Below are 19,653 nucleotides of genomic sequence, written 5' to 3'. Positions count from 1 at the left end.
GCCCGGCCGCCCCCGGGCCTCGCGCCCGGCCCACCGGTGATCCACCGGCCCGACACCCGGCGCGGCGATCCGCTCCCCTCGCCCCCGTTCGGCCAGGGGAGAAAAAGGTGCCGGACCGGGCACGAGTGCCGGGAGGGCTGGGTAGGCTCCCATGCCATGGAGCACGAGGTGTACGTTCCGTTTCCCGTCGAGACCGTGCGGCAGGCGCTGGCCGAGCCGGAGCGCGTGGCGCGCTGCATCCCCGGATGCCAACTCGACGCCGACGCGGACCCCGGCACCCTCGGCGGGCGGCTGCGGCTGCGCATCGGGAGTTCCACCATCACCTACCGCGGCACCCTCACCGTCACCCTGCGCGGCGCCGACACGGTCCTGGTCGAGGCGAGCGGCATGGAGTCGCGCGGAGACGGCTCCGCCGAGCTGTCCCTCACCGTGCGGCTCGCCGCCGGGCCCGACGACTCCGCCACCACGGTCCTGAGCTGCGCCGGTACGGTCACCAGCACCGGCCGCCTCGCGGAAGCCACCGACCAGGCGGCCGAGTCCGCCGGACGCCGCGTCCTGGACCGCTTCGCCGCCAACCTCGCGGCCGACCTCACCGACAACCCGCCGGACACCCAGGACAGCGGCGCCCCGGCCACGCCCCCGCCACCGCGGCCCTCTTCGACACCGAGGTCCCGCCGCCGTCGCTCGACCCGCTCACGGAAGCCGACGACCAGGACGGCACACCGCCCGCCGAGGCCGCGCACGCCCGCCGCACGATGATCGGGCGCAGCGCCGAGGAGGTCGACCACGCACCGCCGCGCGGCCGGTACGCGCCGGTCCCCGCCCCCAGTCGGCGACCACCTCCGCCACCCTGCGCTGGGCGGCACCGGCCGCGGCCCTCGCCCTGGCGTCGGCCGTCGTGGTGGGCCGGGTACTGCGCCGTCGCCGCTGAGCAGCGGCGCGCGCCCTCCGCACCGCGTCGGCTCCCGATGTCCCCGTTAGGGTCGGACCGTGAGCGACAACGACACGCGAGACATCGCGCAGGGACAGGTACGGCTGGCCGCCGGCGACACCGAACTGACCGTGGACCCGGCCAACGGCTGCCGGCTCGCGAGCCTGCGCATCGGCGGTACGGAGCTGCTGCGGCAGGGCGCCAAGTACGGCTCCTTCCCGATGGTGCCGTGGTGCGGCCGCATCGAGAACGGGCGCTTCCGCAACGGCGGCGAAGTGCACCAGATGCCGGTCAACTCCCCGCCGCACGCGATCCACGGCACCGGACGCAACGTCGCCTGGACGACGGCCCGCACGGACGCCACCAGCGCCGCCTTCACCTACGAGCTGCTCGACCCGGACGCCGCCCCCTGGCCGTACCCGGGCCGTGTCACCCAGCTGGTCGAGCTGGCCGAGGACGGCGGCTCGCTCACCCTGACCATGGGCGTCGAGGCGAGCGCCGACTCCTTCCCCGCCCAGGCCGGCTGGCACCCGTGGTTCCTGCGCAGCCTGGACGGGGCCGGCGAGGACGTACGGATCGACTTCACCGCCGCGTGGCAGGAGGAGCGGGGCGACGACCACCTGCCCACCGGGCGGCGTATCGACCCGGAGCCCGGCCCCTGGGACGACTGCTTCGGCATGCCGGACGGCGTGGACGTCACCCTCACCTGGCCGGGCCGGCTGGAGCTGAAGGTCACCAGCCGCGCCGAGTGGGTGGTGGTCTACGACGAGCAGGAAGCGGCGGTCTGTGTGGAGCCGCAGTCCGGCCCGCCCAACGGCCTCAACACGCTGCCGCGCCTGGTCACGCCCATCGACCCGCTGGAGATCTCGACCACCTGGACCTGGCGCACCCTGTCCTGACCCACCCGCCGACCGGCGTCCGGCCGGGCCCCGGCACACGCTCTAAGCTCGTGCGCATGACTGACGACGTACGCGGCGATCTGCTGCAGCAGATCAAGGACAAGGCCGTGGTGCACGGCAAGGTGACGCTCTCCTCCGGCAAGGAGGCCGATTACTACATCGACCTGCGCCGGATCACCCTCGACGGAGCGGCCGCGCCCCTCGTCGGGCAGCTGATGCTGGACATCACCGCCGACCTGGACTACGACGCGGTCGGCGGGCTCACGCTCGGTGCCGACCCGGTCGCGGCCTCGATGCTGCACGCCGCCGCGGCGCGCGGCCGCCGGCTGGACGCGTTCGTCGTCCGCAAGGCGCAGAAGACCCACGGGATGCAGCGGCGGATCGAGGGCCCGGACATCAAGGGCCGCCGGGTCCTGGTCGTCGAGGACACCTCCACCACCGGCGGCTCGCCGCTGACCGCCGTCGAGGCGGCGCGCGAGGCGGGGGCGGAGGTGGTCGCGGTCGCCACGATCGTGGACCGCGGGGCGGAGTCGGCCATCGCCGACGCGGGCCTGCCGTACATCACCGGCTACCGGCTCGGGGACCTCGGCCTCGCCTGAGCCTTGGCCGGTTCCTCGGCCCTGACCAGCGCTTATCGCAAACGGGTGGTTGGTTTCACGTGAAACCGGCCACCCCTTTGTGTGCCGGTGGCGTGTACGGGATGTGGAGCAAACCGCCGAGTCTGGGAAGATGAGCTACGGCGATGTCGTCGCCCCCTGGTCAGGGCCAAGAACGCACACCCGCACATCACAAGGAGCGGACAGATGCCCATCGCAACTCCCGAGGTCTACAACGAAATGCTGGACCGGGCGAAGGCAGGCAAGTTCGCCTACCCGGCCATCAACGTGACCTCGACGCAGACTCTGCACGCAGCGCTGCGTGGTTTCGCCGAGGCCGAGAGCGACGGCATCGTCCAGATTTCCACCGGTGGTGCGGAGTTCCTGGGCGGCCAGCACAACAAGGACATGGTGACCGGCGCCGTCGCGCTGGCGGAGTTCGCGCACATCGTCGCCGAGAAGTACGACATCAATGTCGCGCTGCACACCGACCACTGCCCCAAGGACAAGCTGGACGGCTACGTCCGTCCGCTGCTGGCCGTCTCCGAGCAGCGGGTGGCCAAGGGCCAGAACCCCCTGTTCCAGTCCCACATGTGGGACGGCTCGGCCGAGACCCTGGCCGACAACCTGTCCGTGGCCCAGGAGCTGCTGGCCCAGGCCGCCGCCGCGAAGATCATCCTTGAGGTCGAGATCACCCCGACCGGTGGCGAGGAGGACGGCGTCACCCACGAGATCAACGACGAGCTGTACACCACCGTCGACGACGCGCTGCGGACCGCTGAGGCGCTGGGCCTGGGCGAGAAGGGCCGCTACCTGCTCGCCGCCTCGTTCGGCAACGTGCACGGCGTCTACAAGCCGGGCAACGTCGTGCTCCGCCCCGAGCTCCTGAAGGACCTCCAGGAGGGCGTGGGCGCCAAGTACGGCAAGCAGTCCCCCTTCGACTTCGTCTTCCACGGCGGCTCCGGCTCCACGGCCGAGGAGATCGCCACGGCACTGGAGAACGGCGTCGTGAAGATGAACCTGGACACGGACACGCAGTACGCGTTCACGCGTCCGATCGCGGACCACATGTTCCGCAACTACGACGGCGTCCTGAAGGTCGACGGCGACGTCGGCAACAAGAAGACCTACGACCCGCGCAGCTGGGGCAAGCTCGCCGAGGCCGGCATGGCCAAGCGCATCACCGAGGCCTGCGCCAACCTCCGCTCCACCGGCACCAAGATCAAGTAACCCTCCGGGTTCCAAGGCCCCGAGCCCGCCCCCCCAGGCGGCCCGGGGCCTTCGTGCGCCTGGTGAGTGCGCGCCTTGCGCGATAGGCCCCGTGGGTGGGTGCTCGCGTCTTGCGCGATGGGTCCGGTGGGTGGGGGCTCGGGGCCCCGCAGGGGTCACTCCTCGGCACCGTGCACGACCAAGTCAGGAACATAAGGGAACGCAGATACCCGGCTGCCTGCGGGGAGCCCCCTACGTGTCCCCGAGCCCTGGCCGTCCGGCGACTATCGGAAGCGATCGGGCTGGGCACATTCACAAGCCGGGTGCCGTGCAGCGCGGCTCTGCCGCCCGCCGCGCCCGCCGGCCCGGCGCGCGCGGCTCACCGCCGTACAGCGGCCCGCTTTACCGCCTCCACCTCGTGCGCCTCTCCCCCAGGAGTGCGGGCACCAGGGTGATCGAAAAATCCCCCCACCGACCCAGCCTCGCCAATCCGGCCGGAGGGGGCGTGTAGGGGGCCATCCCCGCAGGCAGCCGGGTATCTGCGTCCCCAATGTTCCTAACTTGGACGTGCACGGTGCCGAGGAGTTGGCCCCCTGCGCGCCCCCGCCCCACACCGCAAGCAATGCGAGCCAAACGTCAACACACAAACCCCGCGCGAAGCGCGAAACGCCCCCCACCCCGGGGAGAACCGCCGATCCACCCCCACCCCCTGAGGTACGTAACCGACCGGCCCCTCCGGGAAGATGGGAGCATGGACATTCATCAGAATCTTCTCGGGGGCCCGCCCCCCACCGAACTCCCCGACGACCCCGAACCCCGCGAGCTCCTCGCCTCCGGTGCCGCGCCGACGGACGTCGCGGCGAAGTATCCGACCTCCTCGCTGGCCTGGGCGCAGCTCGCAGACGACGCGTTCCAGGCGGGCCGTACGGTCGAGTCGTACGCGTACGCCCGTACGGGTTACCACCGCGGCCTGGACGCGCTGCGCCGGGCCGGCTGGAAGGGGCACGGCCCGGTGCCGTTCGAGCATGAGCCGAACCGCGGGTTCCTGCGGGCCCTGCACGCTCTCGCCCGTGCCGCGCAGGCGATCGGCGAGCAGGAGGAGTACGAGCGGTGCTCGACGTTCCTGCGGGACTCGTCGCCGACCGCGGCCGACACCCTTTCGTAGGGCGCTGAGCTGCGTTTCCGGCTGACCGCCGGGGTGGAATCCGGGCCGGCCGCGCTTGCGCGGCCGGCCCTTCGCACGCCGTGGGCGGCCTCTTGCGCGCCCTTCGTGGAGCACGGATGATGCCAGTGGGCCGGAAGATTCCGTGCCTGAGGGGACCGGGGCTCCGTTTGCCGACGGGAGGGAGCGGACCGCTACCCGGAAGCCAGCAGCATCGAGGAGTTCCTCATGTCGCAGCAGTCCGCCCCGCAGCCCGCCGAGGTCCGGCGGCCCGACCTGAGCATCGGCAGTGCGGGGACGACGCCGTACGAGGAATACGTCCACGCGGACGTGCTCACCCACCTCCAGCATCCGCTGTCCGACGATCCGGGCGAGATGGCTTTCCTGGTGACGACCCAGGTGATGGAGCTGTGGTTCACGGTCGTCGTCCACGAGTGGCACACCGCGGCGCAGGCGTTGCGCCGCGACGAGCTGCCGGTGGCGATGGAGGCGTTGGAGCGCTCGTCGCGGCAGCTGGAGGCGCTCAACGCGGCGTGGAAGCCGTTGGCGCGGCTGACGCCCGCGCAGTTCAACGCGTTCCGGGGAGCGCTGGGGGAGGGCTCGGGGTTCCAGTCGGCGATGTACCGGCGGATGGAGTTCCTGCTGGGTGAGAAGTCGGCGTCGATGCTGGTGCCGCACCGGGGCTCGCCGCGTGAGTACGCGGAGCTGGAGAAGGCGTTGCAGGAGCCGAGCCTGTGGGACGAGGTGCTGCGGCTGCTGGCGCGCCGGGGGTACGGGATACCCCGTGAGGTGCTGGAGCGTGAGGTCACGGCGCGCTACGAGCCGGACGCGCGGGTCGAGGCGGTGTGGGCCGAGGTGTACGCGGGGCCGCGCGACGGTGAGCTGGTGCGGCTCGGTGAGGCGCTGACGGACGTCGCGGAGCTGGTGTGGCGCTGGCGGAACGATCATTTGGTGGCGACGCGGCGGGCGATGGGAGCCAAGATGGGGACCGGTGGTTCGGCGGGCGTGGCATGGCTGGAGAAGCGGGCGAGCAAGAACGTTTTTCCGGAGCTGTGGACGGCGCGTAGCCATGTCTGATCCGGCGGAGCGCGCCGCAGCGCTGGACGAGCGGGACGAACTCCGCCCGACCAGGGAGAGGTTCGTCCTGGACGACACCGTGTATCTGGACGGGAACTCGCTGGGCGCGCTGCCCGGCCACGTACCCGGCCGCGTCGCCGACGTCATCACCCGGGAGTGGGGCGAGCTACGCATCCGCTCCTGGGAGGAGTCGGGCTGGTGGACCGCGCCGGAGCGCGTCGGCGACCGGATCGCCCCGCTGCTCGGCGCCGCGCCGGGGCAGGTCGTGGCGGGCGACTCGACCAGCGTCAACGTGTTCAAAGCGGTGGTCGGCGCGGTACGGATGGCGGGCGCGGGCCGCGACGAGATCCTCGCCGACGAGGCGTCCTTCCCGACCGACGGCTACATCGCGGAGTCCGCGGCGCGCATGACGGGCTGCACCCTGCGGGCCCTGCCGGCCGCGCGGATCCCCGGCGAGGCCGGGCCCCGGACCGCGCTCGCGCTGGTCAACCACGTCGACTACCGCACCGGCCGGCTCAACGACCTGCCCGGCATCACCGCCGCCCTGCACGAGGCCGGGGCCCTGGCGGTCTGGGACCTGTGCCACAGCGCGGGCGCGCTGCCGGTCCGGCTGGACACCCACGGCGTCGATCTCGCGGTGGGCTGCACGTACAAGTACCTGAACGGCGGACCGGGCGCGCCCGCGTACTTGTATGTGCGCGAAGAGCTCCAGGCCCGCTTCGACTCGCCGCTGCCCGGCTGGAACTCGCACGCCGTGCCCTTCGGCATGGACCCCGCTTACGCTCCGGCCGACGGCATCGTCCGCGGCCGCGTCGGCACGCCCGACATCCTGTCCATGCTCGCCCTGGAAGCGGCCCTGGACGTCTGGGACGGCGTGTCCGTCGAGGCCGTACGGGCCAAGAGCCTCGCGCTCGGCGACTTCTTCCTGGAGTGCGTGGACGCGCACGTACCCGAGGGCCGGGTGCGCTGCGTCACCCCGCGCGAGCACCCGCAGCGGGGCAGCCAGATCGCGCTGGCCTGCGCGGACGCGGGCAAGGTGATGACGGAGCTGATCCGGCGCGGGGTGGTCGGCGACTTCCGCCACCCGGACGTGCTGCGCTTCGGCCTCACGCCGCTCTACACGTCCTTCGCGGACGTGGCGCGGGCCGCGCGGGTGCTGGGCGAGGTCGTGGGGTGAGCGGTCCGGGCGCCGCGGACGAGGAGGCGGCCCTGCTCGGTCTCGCGCCCGTGGCGCCCGACGCGACGCTGGTGTACGGACCGCACCCGGACCAGGTGATCGACCTGTACGGGCAACGGAACGTGGGGCCGGTGGTGCTGCTGTTGCACGGCGGCTTCTGGCGCGCGGCGTACGACCGTACGCATCTGTCGCCGCTCGCCGCGGAGCTGGCCCGGCACGGACTGCCGGTCGCGCTGGCCGAATACCGCCGCTCGGGCGCGGGCGGGGGCTGGCCGGCCACGTACAAGGACGTGGTGGCCGCGATGGCCGCGCTGGAGCGGCCCGTGGTGGCCGTGGGCCACTCCGCGGGCGGGCACCTCGCACTGCTCCTCGCGGCAGGGCGCTCGCGCCGCGGCACCACGGACGCGCCGCGGCGGGTCATCGCCGTGGCACCCGTCGCCGACCTCGCGCACGCCCACGAGCTGGGGCTGAGCGACGGCGCCGTGGCCGGGTTCCTGGGCGCCGGGCCCGGTTGGGCGGACCGGCTCGCCGCGGCGGACCCGATACGGCGGCTGCCGGACACGGTCCCCGTGACGATCCTGCACGGCACCGCCGACACCGACGTGCCGGTCAGGCTCTCCCGCCGCTACGTACGGGCCGCCGAGGCTGCCGGAGGCACCGCGCCGCTGCTGCGGGAGCTGGCCGGAACCGGCCACTACGCGCCCGTCACCCCCGGTACCGCCGCCTTCCGCGTCCTCCTCGACACCCTGCGTAGTACTTGAGGAGGACGGCTCCAGATCCGCTCAGGAGGGGACGACCGGGGGCCGCGCGCTGCTTACCGTGGTAAGCGTGAACCAGACGACCCACACGCAGCGCGACGACCTGCGCTCGGAAGCCCGACTCGTCCGCGGCGCGCTGAACCGGCTGCGCCAGGACCTGGTCGTGGACGCCTTCGCCTTCCGCCCGATGCTGCCCCTGGACGACGCCGGCCTGTCCGGGTGGTCGTGGGTCCCCCAGCGGCTGCGCCGCCATGTGCGCTGGGCTCCGCACGTCGTGCTCACGGCCGCCGCGGTCATGGTGTTCCTCGGGACCACCAGCGTGATGGCCCGCGACAGCGCGCTGAGCTTCCTCATCACGACGGTCTTCGCCTTCCTGCTCGCCGCGCCGGTCGTGCTGACCCTCTTCCGGCCGGTCGGCGCGTTCTGGCTGTCGGGCGGGGCGGTCGGCTTCGCGATGCTGGCTTACGCCGTCACCGGAACGGGTTCCTCCGGGTACGAGATCGGCCTCATGACCCACACCGCGGTGATGGTCCTGGTCGTGCTCCGTACCCGGCCCCGGCTGGCCGCCGAGATGTGGCTGGTCACCATGGCCGCGGCCGGGGTGCTGGTGCTGCTCGTGCCCCGGACGATCTCGCACATGGCACCGTTCGCGGTGCTGGCGGTGCTCGTACTGACCCCCGCCGCCGCCATCCGCGCCTGGCGCGAGGAGCGGCGGAACGTGGTCGAGACGCAGACCGCCACCGCCGAGGAGCGCTCGCGGCGCACCCTGCTGGAGGAGCGCGCCCTGATCGCCCGTGAGCTGCACGACGTGGTCGCGCACCACATGTCGGTCATCGCCATCCAGGCCGAGGCCGCCCCGTACCGCGTCAAGGACACCCCGCCCGAGCTGGCCACCTCCTTCTCGACCATCCGGGAGAACGCGGTGGCGGCACTGACCGAACTGCGCCGCATCCTCGGCGTCGTCCGGTCCGAGGACCCGGACGCCTTCGCCGACGCCGACCCCGAGGCGCCGCAGCCGACCCTGGCCAGCCTCGACTCGCTGCTGGCGAGCGTGCGCGGCGCGGGACTGGAGGTCGAGGCCGTGATCACCGGCTCGCCGCGGCCGCTGCCGCAGGGCGTCGAGCTGTCCGCGTACCGCATCGTCCAGGAGGCGCTGAGCAACGCCCTGCGGCACGCGCCGGGCGCGGAGGCGCGGGTGGAGATCTCGTACGTGCTCGGCGGGCTGGGACTGCGTATCGTCAACGGCAAGGCGAGCCGCCTGGCCAAACCGTCACCGGGGGCCGGGCACGGCGTCCTGGGAATGCGGGAACGGGTGCAGATGCTGGGCGGGGAGATGACGGCGGACCACACCGAAGAGGGCGGGTTCGAGGTCGCGGCCTTCATCCCGGTGTCGGCGGCGCAGAGCGCGGCGGAGGGGAAGACGGCGTGATCCGGGTAATGATCGTGGACGACCAGGTGATGGTCCGTGAGGGCTTCTCGGTGCTGCTGGGCGCGATGCCGGACATCGAGGTCGTCGGCGAGGCCGTGGACGGTCGGCAGGCGGTGGCCAAGGTCGCCGAGCTGCGGCCCGACGTGGTGCTGATGGACATCCGGATGCCGGAGATGAACGGGCTGGAGGCGACCCGCGAGATCGTCGCCGCCGACGCGGACGCCAAGGTGCTGGTGCTGACCACCTTCGACCTCGACGAGTACGTCTACCAGGCGCTGCGGTCCGGGGCGAGCGGCTTCCTGCTCAAGGACGCCTCGGCGGGCCAGCTCGCGGAGGGCGTACGGATCGTGGCGAACGGCGAGGCGCTGCTCGCGCCGGCCGTCACCAAGCGGCTGATCTCGGAGTTCTCCAAGCTCGACACGCCGCGGGCGCCCACCCAGGAACGCGTCGGCGACCTCACCGAGCGGGAGACCGAGGTCCTGGTGCTGGTGGCCCAGGGGCTGTCCAACGGTGAGATCGCCGAGCATCTGGTCGTGGCCGAGTCGACGGTCAAGACGCACGTCAGCCGGATCCTGGTGAAGCTGGGACTGCGCGACCGTACCCAGGCGGCGGTCTTCGCGTACGAGGCCCGGCTGGTCACGCCGGGCGGGTGAGGCGCGGCGGGCCGGGCCGGCGGGTCACAGTCGTGCGATGTCGGACTTGGCCCGCAGCAGGGTGTCGCGGGTGATCACCACGATTTTCTCGTAGTCGGCGCGGCTCGCGTCGTCGGGCAGCTTTCCGTCCAGGTCGGCGGTCATGTCGGTCCCGATGACGGCGAAGCGGCCGTCGCTCAGTTCGAAGAGGTCGGGGCAACTGCCGTTGCCCATGCTGCCGCGCTCCTGAGGGGTGGCGCCCAGCCGTCGTGAGATGTCGAGTGTCGTCATCGGGCCGGAATACCCCGGCGGTACGCGGCGGCGCGAGCCGAATTGCGTAAATGTCCCTTTTCGGCGCAGGTCGATACACCTGTGAGCGCTTTACGGCTCGGTGTGTTGACCTTCGATCAAACGCAGGTTCGGGGAATGCGGTGCCTGTGCGTTCGACTGGGTCAGTGCCTCGTCGACGAGAGCGGCGAAGCGGTGTTCGTGGGAAGCCGGGTCCATTTCGGCGCGCATGGAGCGCGCCGATTCCCAGTACCCGCGGAAGGCCGGGGTCCGGACGATGTAGCGCAGATGACCCAGCGCCTCGCGGTCGTCGGTCATCTCCAGCTTGTGCGCGAGCATGGAGTGACAGTAGATCAGATTGGCGTACAGATACTGCCGGTTCTCCTTGGGCGACAGTTCCGGGGCGAACGCGGGCCAGACCTCGGCCAGTTCGGGGTCGCCGATGCTCATCTTGAGCAGGTCCATGTGCAGGTGCCGCAGGTCGGCCTCGGCGCTGCGGTGCAGCTCCCTCGCCGACCGGCGCATCTCGTCCCGCTGCAGTTCCAGTTCGGCTCGTTGCAGACGCATTTCCGCGCGCTGAAGTTCCAGTTCCTCACGTTGCAGCGAAGTCTCGTCCCGTTGCAGACGCAGCGTCCTCGCCATGTAGAACAGCACCAGTACGGCAGTGGAAGAAGCCGCGGCGCCATAGGCCTGGCCCGCATTCCCACTGCCCGGAGTACGCAGTCCGGGCACCATCGTCATGATCAGGCTGAACAGCACACAGGCTGCTCCGGCCGTCAGGACGACCCCCAGATTCCGCACCACCCATATCGCCCTGTGTGGTCCCATTCCGTTCACGGACACCTCCGCCGCCCGCCCCCAGGCGTAATAGTGCGGCGTGCCGGCCCATTCCGCGCCGTCATCGCCGCCAGCGGGAGTTGTGCCCAGCCGGAAACGCGGACAACCGCGCCCCGCCGTGTGGCTCGCGGCACACCGGCGCGGAATGCCCCACTCCTGCTCCACTGGTCGTTCCGGGACGCTCGTGGAGCAGCGGTGACGGCAGGAGGTCTCTACCAGTTGGAGCGGGCGGGGAGTGCGTACGTCGGCCCGGCGTACGCCCCCGGACGGACATCGCTCCCGCCGTATGACGCACCGGCGGCATACGGGGAAGTACGGCACCGGAGCCCGCCACGGCTCCGGCGCCGCAGGTCGCGGGGCGGTCCCCGCGGCCAGGCTCTCAGCCGATGTCGCGGCGGCGCAGCGCGGTCAGGCCCGCCGCCACGAACACCGCTGTCAGGGCGAGCAGCCACAGGAACGGCGCCGCGGTGGCCTCGCCGCCCGGCAGCTTCGGCAGGTGGCTGAAGGGCGAGAGGTTCATCGCCCACTGGGGGAGCTGGGCCGCCGGGCCCACCCAGCCGATGCCGAGGCAGCCGCCGACCACGGCCCAGGTCGCGGCGGCCGCCTTGGGCAGGGCGCCGACGAGCAGCACCGCCAGGCCGGTGAGGGCCCAGACCGCGGGCGTCTGGGCCAGTGCCGCGCCCACCGCCGGGCCGAGTCGGCCACCGACGTCGCCGACGGTCAGGCCGTACGTGAGGCCGAGGCCCAGGCCGCCCAGGAGGAGGATGAGAGCCGCCCCGAGGAAGGCGACGGCCAGGTGTCCGGCCGCCCAGCGCAGGCGCCCCACGGCGCCGGCCAGGACCGGTTCGGCGCGGTCACCGGTCTCCTCGCCGCGCAGCCGGAGCACCGCACCCGCCGCGTAGAGGGCCGCGACCATGCCGAGCATCCCGGTCAGCGCCGAGACGAACGCGTCGGTCAGGCCCTGGTGCCCGCCCATCCGCTCGAAGATCTCGCGGGTCCGCTCGTTGTCGCCGACCAGGTCGGACGCGCCGTCGGTGATGCCGCCGAAGACGGCACCGGCGAGGAGGAAACCGGCCGACCAGCCGAACAGGGTGGTCCGTTGCAGGCGCCAGGCCAGTCCGGTGGGGCCGCTCAGAGAGGCGGGCGCGCGGGCCGGTCCCGGGCGGGCGGGCAGGAAGCTCATGCCGAGGTCGCGGCGGGCGGTGAGGGAGTACGCGGCGGCGGCCGTGCCGACCGTGGCGGCGAGGAAGAGCAGCAGCACCCACCAGCGCTCGCCGGCGAACGCGCGCAGGTTCTCGGCCCAACCGGCGGGGGAGGCCCAGGTGAGCGGGGAGGAGGCGTCCTCGGTCGCGGCGTCGCCCGCGGCCCGCAGGACGAATGCCGCGCCCAGTACGGCACCGGCCAGGCCCTTGGCGGCCCGCGCGCTCTCGGTGAGCTGCGCGGTGATCGCCGCCACCCCGGCGAAGACCAGCCCGGTGCCGCCGACGGCGAGGCCGAGGGCCAGTGCCCCGGCCGCCGGGTGTCCGGAGGCGGCCAGCCCGGCGGTGATGAGCAGGGCGAGCGCGGCGTCGGCGACGAGCGCGGCGAGCAGGGCCGCGGTGAGCGGGGCGCGCCGGCCGACCATGGCGGCGGAGAGGAGTTCCTGGCGGCCCGTCTCCTCCTCCTCGCGGGTGTGGCGTACGACGGTCAGCAGGCTCATCACGCCGGCCAGCAGGGCGGCGACCCCGCCGATGCGCCAGGCCGTCAGGCCGCCCAGGGAGTCGCTGAACACCGGTCCGTAGAGGGCGCGCAGCGAGCCGTTGCCGGTCATCGACGCCGCCACCTCCGCGCGCTTGGCGGCGGTGTCGTAGAGCTTTTCCAGGGTGCTGCCCATGCTGACGACGGTCAGTCCGAGCACCAGCACCCAGGCCGGGATCATCAGCCGGTCGCGGCGCAGTGCCAGGCGCAGCAGGGTGCCGGTGCCGGCCAGGTCGCGGGAGCCGCCGGTACGGGCGGTGGCGGGGAGCGTCACGGCGGTCATCGCAGCGTCGCCTTCTCGGAAGCGGAAGCGGAAGCGGAAGCGGAGGCAGCGGCGGCGGTGGCGGCCGCGCCCTGGGCGGCGTGGCCGCCGTCCTGGTAGTGGCGCAGGAACAGCTCCTCCAGCGTCGGCGGCGTGCTGGTCAGACTGCGCACCCCGGACGCGCTGAGCGAGCGCAGCACCGCGTCCAGCTTGTCGGTGTCCACCTGGAGCCGGACCCGGTGGCCCTGGACGTCCAGGTCGTGCACACCGGGGAGGCCGGAGAGCCCGTTCGGGGCGCCGGCCAGTTCGGCGGTCACGCTCGTACGGGTCAGGTGGCGCAGGTCGGCGAGGGAGCCGGACTCGACGGTACGGCCGTTGCGGATGATGCTGACGCGGTCGCACAGCGCCTCCACCTCGGACAGTACGTGGCTGGAGAGCAGCACCGTACGGCCGCGGTCGCGTTCCTCCTCGACGCAGTCCTGGAAGACCTCCTCCATCAGCGGGTCCAGCCCGGAGGTCGGCTCGTCCAGGATGAGCAGGTCCACGTCGGAGGCGAAGGCGGCGACCAGGGCGACCTTCTGGCGGTTGCCCTTGGAGTACGTGCGGCCCTTCTTGGTGGGGTCCAGCTCGAAGCGCTCCAGGAGGCCGGCGCGGCGGGCCGCGTCGAGGCCGCCGCGCAGCCGCCCGTAGAGGTCGATGACCTCGCCACCGGAGAGATTGCGCCAGAGCGTGACGTCGCCGGGGACGTACGCGATCCGGCGGTGCAGGGAGACGGCGTCGCGCCACGGGTCCCGGCCCATCAGCTGCGCGCCACCCCCGTCGGCGCGCAGCAGTCCGAGCAGGACGCGGATGGTGGTGGACTTGCCCGCCCCGTTGGGGCCGAGGAAACCGTGCACCTCACCGGTCTCGACGTCGAGGTCGAGGCCGTCCAACGCGTGGGTCCGGCCGAAGGTCTTGCGGAGGCCGGACACCGAGATTGCCTTCGTCATGTTTTTGAACGTACGCTTCTTTCACAAATTTGTGAAGTTAAGAAACCATATAAAGTCGACGGTGGTGGAGCGTCCGGCCGGGGGAGCACGGGAGAGGATCAGAGGGTGAGCGAGCAGGCAGAGCAGGGACGGACCGGGGACACCGGGCGCGACGAGGAGGCGGTCTCCCGGTTCGTGGAGCGCTTCGCCTCGGAGCTGACCGAGGCGGGCATGCAGCGGATGGCCTCCCGGGTCTTCGCGGCGCTGCTCTCCTCCGACTCCGGCGCCCTCACCTCCGCCGAACTCTCCGAACAGCTACAGATCAGCCCCGCCGCCGTCTCCGGCGCGATCCGCTACCTGGTGCAGGTCAACATGGTCCGCCGGGAGCGCGAGCCGGGCACCCGCCGGGACCGCTACCGGCTCCTGAACGATCTCTGGTACGAAACGCTGGGCAACCGCGACAACGTGCTGACGCGCTGGGAGGACGTCCTGCGGGAGGGCGCGAAATCGCTCGGGCCGGACACCCCGGCCGGTGCCAGGGTCGCCGAGACCGTGGCCTTCTTCGACTTCATGCAGGGCGAGCTGACCAGGATGCTGGAGCGCTGGCGCGAGTACCGGGACAAGGAGCTGCGCGGCGGAAGCGGAAGCGGAAGCCACAGCGGAAACGAAAGCGGAAGCCGAAACGGAAGCTGAGGCCGGCCGCGCGGCGCCGCCGCGTCAGTCGTGCGGCAGCGTCAGCCGCCACGCGTCCGGATGCACCGTCCATGTACGGGTCCGGACCGGGCCGCCGACGACCACGTCCGCCCGGTAGCGGAAGTCCGCGCCCGAGACGGTCACCGCCCGCGCGCGGGCCCGTACCGGCGGCTCGGCCTCCTGCCAGTGCACCACGACCTCGGCCAGCCCGGTGCCGTCGCCGTCACCGGGCGTCACCGAGACCCACCGCACCGGCCGGTCCAGGTCGGCCAGCACCACGCCGTCCGCCTCGACCCGCAGCCGGTGGCCCGCCGTACCGGAACGCCGCCCGCCGGGCGGGGCCGAGGGGCCCGGCAGGCCCGGGAGACCGGGCGAGACCGAGGTGCCGGACGGGGCCGAAGGGCCGGGCGGTGCGGTCGGCCGCGACAGCGCCGTACGGGCCCTGCGGGCCGCGTGGACGAGCCGGTCCCACCACGCCGCCGCGCGCGGGCCCGGCAGAGGCACCGCTTCCGTGCCGTCGCGCCGGTCCGGCAGACACCGCCCCGGACGTCCGCCGAGCCCTTCCCACCGCCGCCGGCTCCGCCTGCCGGTCGGCTCCGGCTCCGTACCGGACGGGATGTCCAGGCCGCCCAGCACGATGCCGTCGCTGTCGTCCGTGAGCAGGTGCAGGCTGTGTTCCGTACCGTCCAGGACCGCCCGGGCGGCGGCGACGGTGTCCGTCGGCACACCCAGCGCGCGCGCCAGCGCCACCGCCCCCGGCGCGCCCACCGGCACCACCGCCAGCGCCACCCCCGCCAGATCGCGCTCCTTGTGCAGCAGCGCCACGGCACGCAGCAGCGCGCGGTCGTCGCCGATCACCACGGGGCGGCGATGGCCGCGGCGGGCGAGCGCCCGCGCGTACTCCTCGGGGCCGTCGGGGAAGCAGAGTTTCGCGGCCGCGCCCGCGCACAGGACGTCCTTGGCGATCCGTACGGATTCCCCGTCCGTACTGCGGGCGGCCGGGTCGATGACCACGAGCAGGGGGTGCCCCCGGACCCCGTCCGGGAGAGAGTGCCCAGAAGGCTGCGCCGACACCTCGGTCCTTCCTCAGGTAGCATCTCGGTGCAAGAGCCCCTTGCGCTATTGCGCCAGGGGCTTCGTCTATTCCGGGGCACCGGTTCGACGGCTTCAGCGATGTCGTACGCGTACACCTGCACGCATACGGCCTCACGCACGTTGGACATGCCCCGCCCGGAAGGGGTGTACGCCTGTGCCCGCACTTGTGCTGCTCGGTGCTCAGTGGGGTGATGAGGGCAAGGGAAAGGCCACCGATCTGCTCGGTGGGTCCGTCGACTATGTGGTGCGTTACCAGGGCGGCAACAACGCCGGTCACACGGTTGTCGTAGGCGACCAGAAATACGCGCTGCACCTTCTCCCTTCCGGAATCCTCTCGCCGGGGTGCACCCCGGTCATCGGCAACGGTGTCGTCGTCGACCCGGCGGTCCTGCTCTCCGAGCTGAGCGGACTCAACGAGCGCGGCGTCGACACGTCCAAGCTGCTGATCAGCGGTAACGCGCACCTGATCACGCCGTACAACATCACGGTCGACAAGGTCACGGAACGTTTCCTCGGCAAGCGGAAGATCGGCACGACGGGCCGCGGCATCGGCCCGACCTACGCCGACAAGATCAACCGCACCGGCATCCGCGTGCAGGACCTCTTCGACGAGTCGATCCTGCACCAGAAGGTCGAGGCGGCCCTCGACTTCAAGAACCAGGTGCTGGCCAAGCTCTACAACCACCGCGCGGTGGTCGCCGAGCAGGTCGTCGAGGAGATGCTCAGCTACGCGGACCAGATCAAGGGTTACGTGGCCGACACCACCCTCCTGCTGAACAACGCGATCGACGACGGCAAGGTCGTCCTCTTCGAGGGCGGCCAGGGCACGCTGCTCGACGTGGACCACGGGACCTACCCGTTCGTGACCTCCTCCAACCCGACCGCGGGCGGCGCCTGCACCGGCGCGGGGGTCGGCCCCACGAAGATCAGCCGGGTCATCGGCATCCTCAAGGCCTACACGACCCGGGTCGGCGCGGGCCCGTTCCCGACCGAGCTGTTCGACGCGGACGGCGAGGCGCTGCGCACCATCGGCGGCGAGCGCGGTGTGACCACCGGCCGGGACCGGCGCTGCGGCTGGTTCGACGCGGTCATCGCCCGGTACGCGACCCGCGTCAACGGCCTGACCGACTTCTTCCTGACCAAGCTGGACGTGCTCACCGGCTGGGAGCAGATCCCGGTCTGCGTCGCGTACGAGATCGACGGCAAGCGCGTCGAGGAGCTGCCCTACTCGCAGACCGACTTCCACCACGCGAAGCCGGTCTACGAGACGCTGCCGGGCTGGTCCGAGGACATCACCAAGGCCAAGACCTTCGCCGAGCTGCCGAAGAACGCGCAGGCGTACGTCAAGGCGCTGGAGGAGATGTCCGGCGCGCCGATCTCCGCGATCGGTGTGGGCCCGGGCCGGGACGAGACGATCCAGATCAACTCGTTCCTGGACTGAAATCCGTGTCCGGACCGACCGGTCCGGAGCCCGCGCGGCGACAGCTGTGCGGGAGCCGCGGCCCCGCTCCCCGAGGGAGCGGGGCCGCGGCTTTCGCGTTGTCGCGGGCGGCGGGCCGTCGACGGGGGCTACCGCCGGTCCTGGGCGCTGCCGACGATGGAGGCCCGCTGCTGCCTGAGCCGGTAGTTCTCGTCGAGCAGCCGGTGGTTCTCCTCGATCAGCGCCCGGCTTCTGAGCACCAGGGCGCGGGACGAGTCGCGGGTGGCTCCCAGCCGCCGGGCCAGGAGGCCGTGCCAGGGGTCCGCTGTCACGTCGTACGGGTGCCCGGAACCGGCGCCGCCGTGTCCGGCGGGGGCCGGCATCAGTCCTTCTTCGTGTACGTGAAGGTCGGCTTGCCGTCGTCGAAGACCCGGCGGAGCTTGCCGTCGGGTTGCAGGCGCAGGGTGCTGGGGGCGCCCGGGCTGCAGCTGGTCGCCGGGCCCGCCACGACGGTGGTCGGGCCGAGGCGCGGCGGCGGCCCGCCGTTCATGAGGATGGCCTTGAACTCGCAGCGGAAGTTGGCGCCGCGCACCTCCATGGCCAGGACGGTGTCGCCGACCGCGCCCTGGGTGACGGTGAAGCGGTAGGTGTCGCTGCCGCCCTTGCCGCGCCTGGTCTCCCAGGTGCCCAGGAACTGCTGCGGGATGACGCCGGGCTCCTTGCCCGCCGCCTTGCCGACCTTGCCGTCCGCCGCGGTCACGGTGCCGCCGTCGGCCTTCGCGGCGCTCCCGTCGTCCCCGTCGGGGCTGAACCAGACGTAGGCGATGCCGATGCCGGCGGTGGCGAGGCCGAGACCGACGGCGGCGGCCAGGCCGAGGGTGCGGGTACGGGGGCGGCCGGTGGAGCGGGGGTTGCGGTGGCGCGGCCGCGGCCGGCGGTGCCGGAACGGCTGCTGTGCGCACTGTGGCCGCCGTTTCCACTGTGACTGCTCTGACTCGAATTGTTGCCGAGTCCGGTGCGGCCTGTGGGGCTCTTGCGGCGGCGGCCGTGGGTGGTGGCCCCGGGGGCGGCGCCACGGTGGCGTCCGAGGCGGCCGGTGCGGGCGCCGGAGCGCCGGCCGCGGCGTACGGCGGCGGGGTCGCGGAGCCGGGAACCTGGGGCGGCAGGGGCGCCGAAACGGGCCCCGGCGCGGGCGTCGGGGTCTGCTCCCGGTCCCGGGCCGCGCCGGAGTGGCCCCAGGAGCCGTCGGCGCTCTCCCAGGCCCGGTGGCCGCCCGACCCGTCCCAGGACGCGTCCCCGGGTTCCTCCCACGCGCCGTTCGGGTTCTCCGCGTCGAGCAGCTCGACGGCGTGCCGCCCCAGCTCGGCGATGAGCGCGCCCGGCAGCCACGGTTCCTGGCCGTCGTCCTCGGACCCCGTGTACGCGATGAGCTGGTCCGGCGTCGGGCGCTGCGCCGGGTCCTTGGCGAGACAGGCCGCGACCAGGCTGTGCAGCCCGTACGGCAGCCCGGTCAGGTCCGGGTCCTCCTGGGCGATGCGGTACATCAGCGCGTGCACACCGCTGTCCGACGTACCGAAGGGCAGCCGCCCGGTGGCCGCGAACATCAGCACCGAGCCGAGGCAGAAGACGTCGCTGGCGGGCGTGACGGGTCTGCCGCGCACCTGCTCGGGCGACATGAAGCCGGGCGAGCCGACCGCCTGGTTGGTACGGGTGAGGCCGCCCTCGACGGTCACCGCCTCCAGCGCCCGTGCGATACCGAAGTCGATGACCTTGGGGCCGTCGATGGTGAGCAGGATGTTGGACGGCTTGAGGTCGCGGTGGACGATGCCGGCGGCGTGGATGCTGCGCAGCGCGCCCGCCAGCCCGCCGGCGAGGATGCGTACGGAGCGCTCGGGCAGCGGCGTACGGCCCTCGGTGATCACCTGCCGGAGCGAGGGGCCCGCGATGTAGCCGGTGGCGACCCAGGGCGTCGCGGCCTCGGTGTCGGCGTCCAGCACGGGCGCGGTCCACTCGCCGCCGACGCGCCGCGCGGCCTGCACCTCCTGCCGGAACCGGGCCCGGAAGTCGTCCTGGCCGGACAGTTCGGTCTTGACCAGCTTGACGGCGACCGTGCGGCCGCGGTCGGAACGGGCGAGGTAGACGCGGCCCATGCCGCCCTCGCCCAGCCGCCCCAGCAGCCGGTACGCCCCGATCCGCGGCGGGTCCTGGGGGCCGAGCTGCCCGAGGCGGCCGCGCTCTGCGCGCTCATTCACGTTCCGCTTGCCCTTTCACCTTGTTCGCCCTGTGCTCCCGGACGTGCCCTGCGGGGACGGTGCCGCAGGCGCGAACGTATCGGACGACGCCGCCGGTCCGGTTTCGGTTCCCCGGTGTCCGTACGGGGCCCCGGTGTCCGTACAGGCCGTGGTCGGGCCGTGGTCGGGCCGGGGGAGGTGCGGCCGGTGTGCGGTGTGGCCGGGCCGGGCGCGGACTTCGGAACGGTCGTC

General features: G+C 72.7%; 17 protein-coding genes and 1 pseudogene. 12 read left to right on the top strand and 6 right to left on the bottom strand.

All coding sequences use genetic code 11. The features are described from left to right. Positions 1 to 156: 156 nt before the first annotated feature. The 10 genes and pseudogenes from ACEXOX_RS23675 (at position 157) to ACEXOX_RS23630 (ending at position 9,891) form a co-directional block, all read left to right on the top strand. Positions 157 to 931, top strand: a pseudogene (locus tag ACEXOX_RS23675) (SRPBCC domain-containing protein). Positions 932 to 990: 59 nt separating this feature from the next. Further along, complete coding sequence (locus ACEXOX_RS23670) at positions 991 to 1,830, top strand: aldose 1-epimerase (RefSeq protein ID WP_406523080.1); 840 nt, start codon at positions 991 to 993, stop codon at positions 1,828 to 1,830. A 56-nt stretch (positions 1,831 to 1,886) separates the two neighbouring features. After that, on the top strand, positions 1,887 to 2,429 hold the full coding sequence (gene pyrE / locus ACEXOX_RS23665) for an orotate phosphoribosyltransferase (protein ID WP_125055444.1): 543 nt from the start codon (positions 1,887 to 1,889) through the stop codon (positions 2,427 to 2,429). A gap of 204 nt (positions 2,430 to 2,633) precedes the next feature. Continuing rightward, the gene (fbaA, locus tag ACEXOX_RS23660; protein WP_030025011.1) at positions 2,634 to 3,656 is read left to right on the top strand and encodes a class II fructose-bisphosphate aldolase; all 1,023 of its coding nucleotides are present in this window, start codon (positions 2,634 to 2,636) and stop codon (positions 3,654 to 3,656) included. Between the two features lie 730 nt (positions 3,657 to 4,386). After that, positions 4,387 to 4,800 (top strand): DUF3151 domain-containing protein, encoded by a 414-nt coding sequence (locus ACEXOX_RS23655; protein WP_406523079.1) that lies wholly within the window; start codon positions 4,387 to 4,389, stop codon positions 4,798 to 4,800. A 225-nt stretch (positions 4,801 to 5,025) separates the two neighbouring features. Next, on the top strand, positions 5,026 to 5,874 hold the full coding sequence (locus ACEXOX_RS23650; RefSeq protein ID WP_406523078.1) for a tryptophan 2,3-dioxygenase family protein: 849 nt from the start codon (positions 5,026 to 5,028) through the stop codon (positions 5,872 to 5,874). Further along, a complete protein-coding gene (kynU, locus tag ACEXOX_RS23645; RefSeq protein WP_406523076.1) occupies positions 5,867 to 7,051 on the top strand; it encodes a kynureninase in 1,185 nt (394 codons plus the stop codon). The genes ACEXOX_RS23650 and kynU overlap by 8 nt, the downstream gene beginning before the upstream one ends. Next, a complete protein-coding gene (locus ACEXOX_RS23640) occupies positions 7,048 to 7,812 on the top strand; it encodes an alpha/beta hydrolase family protein (protein WP_406523074.1) in 765 nt (254 codons plus the stop codon). The genes kynU and ACEXOX_RS23640 overlap by 4 nt, the downstream gene beginning before the upstream one ends. Before the next feature lie 67 nt (positions 7,813 to 7,879). Next, positions 7,880 to 9,238 carry a sensor histidine kinase gene (locus ACEXOX_RS23635; RefSeq protein WP_406523072.1) on the top strand — a complete coding sequence of 453 codons (1,359 nt, stop codon included), beginning with the start codon at positions 7,880 to 7,882 and terminating at the stop codon, positions 9,236 to 9,238. A gap of 8 nt (positions 9,239 to 9,246) precedes the next feature. Next, positions 9,247 to 9,891, top strand: coding sequence for a response regulator (locus ACEXOX_RS23630; RefSeq protein WP_406526443.1), 645 nt, complete (start codon positions 9,247 to 9,249; stop codon positions 9,889 to 9,891). Between the two features lie 24 nt (positions 9,892 to 9,915). Here the strand turns inward: ACEXOX_RS23630 and ACEXOX_RS23625 are convergent, their stop codons facing one another. The 4 genes from ACEXOX_RS23625 to ACEXOX_RS23610 form a co-directional block, all read right to left on the bottom strand. Beyond that, on the bottom strand, positions 9,916 to 10,161 hold the full coding sequence (locus ACEXOX_RS23625) for a hypothetical protein (protein WP_030023215.1): 246 nt from the start codon (positions 10,159 to 10,161) through the stop codon (positions 9,916 to 9,918). A gap of 90 nt (positions 10,162 to 10,251) precedes the next feature. Further along, positions 10,252 to 10,917 (bottom strand): DUF6082 family protein, encoded by a 666-nt coding sequence (locus tag ACEXOX_RS23620; protein WP_030023216.1) that lies wholly within the window; start codon positions 10,915 to 10,917, stop codon positions 10,252 to 10,254. Positions 10,918 to 11,374: 457 nt separating this feature from the next. Next, on the bottom strand, positions 11,375 to 13,015 hold the full coding sequence (locus ACEXOX_RS23615; protein ID WP_406523070.1) for an ABC transporter permease: 1,641 nt from the start codon (positions 13,013 to 13,015) through the stop codon (positions 11,375 to 11,377). Further along, positions 13,012 to 13,983, bottom strand: a complete 972-nt coding sequence (locus ACEXOX_RS23610) for an ATP-binding cassette domain-containing protein (protein WP_406523068.1) — start codon at positions 13,981 to 13,983, stop codon at positions 13,012 to 13,014. Before ACEXOX_RS23610 ends, ACEXOX_RS23615 begins: the two co-directional genes overlap by 4 nt. A 105-nt stretch (positions 13,984 to 14,088) precedes the next feature. Between ACEXOX_RS23610 and ACEXOX_RS23605 the strand changes: the two genes are divergently transcribed. Next, positions 14,089 to 14,655, top strand: a complete 567-nt coding sequence (locus ACEXOX_RS23605) for a GbsR/MarR family transcriptional regulator (protein WP_406523066.1) — start codon at positions 14,089 to 14,091, stop codon at positions 14,653 to 14,655. Positions 14,656 to 14,679: 24 nt separating this feature from the next. On the opposite strand, the gene ACEXOX_RS23600 is transcribed toward ACEXOX_RS23605, so the two are convergent. Beyond that, complete coding sequence (locus ACEXOX_RS23600; RefSeq protein ID WP_406523065.1) at positions 14,680 to 15,669, bottom strand: hypothetical protein; 990 nt, start codon at positions 15,667 to 15,669, stop codon at positions 14,680 to 14,682. A gap of 235 nt (positions 15,670 to 15,904) precedes the next feature. On the opposite strand from ACEXOX_RS23600, the gene ACEXOX_RS23595 reads away from it, so the two are divergent. After that, positions 15,905 to 17,191 carry an adenylosuccinate synthase gene (locus ACEXOX_RS23595; protein ID WP_406523064.1) on the top strand — a complete coding sequence of 429 codons (1,287 nt, stop codon included), beginning with the start codon at positions 15,905 to 15,907 and terminating at the stop codon, positions 17,189 to 17,191. Between the two features lie 128 nt (positions 17,192 to 17,319). On the opposite strand, the gene ACEXOX_RS23590 is transcribed toward ACEXOX_RS23595, so the two are convergent. After that, positions 17,320 to 19,422, bottom strand: a complete 2,103-nt coding sequence (locus ACEXOX_RS23590; protein ID WP_406523063.1) for a serine/threonine-protein kinase — start codon at positions 19,420 to 19,422, stop codon at positions 17,320 to 17,322. Between the last annotated feature and the right edge of the window lie 231 nt (positions 19,423 to 19,653).

The sequence above is a fragment of the Streptomyces sp. Ac-502 genome, from assembly GCF_045222935.1.
Taxonomy (GTDB): Bacteria; Actinomycetota; Actinomycetes; order Streptomycetales; family Streptomycetaceae; genus Streptomyces; species Streptomyces monomycini.
The sequence above is the reverse complement of the archived record's forward strand: the minus strand, read 5'-3'. Positions and strand labels throughout refer to the sequence as shown.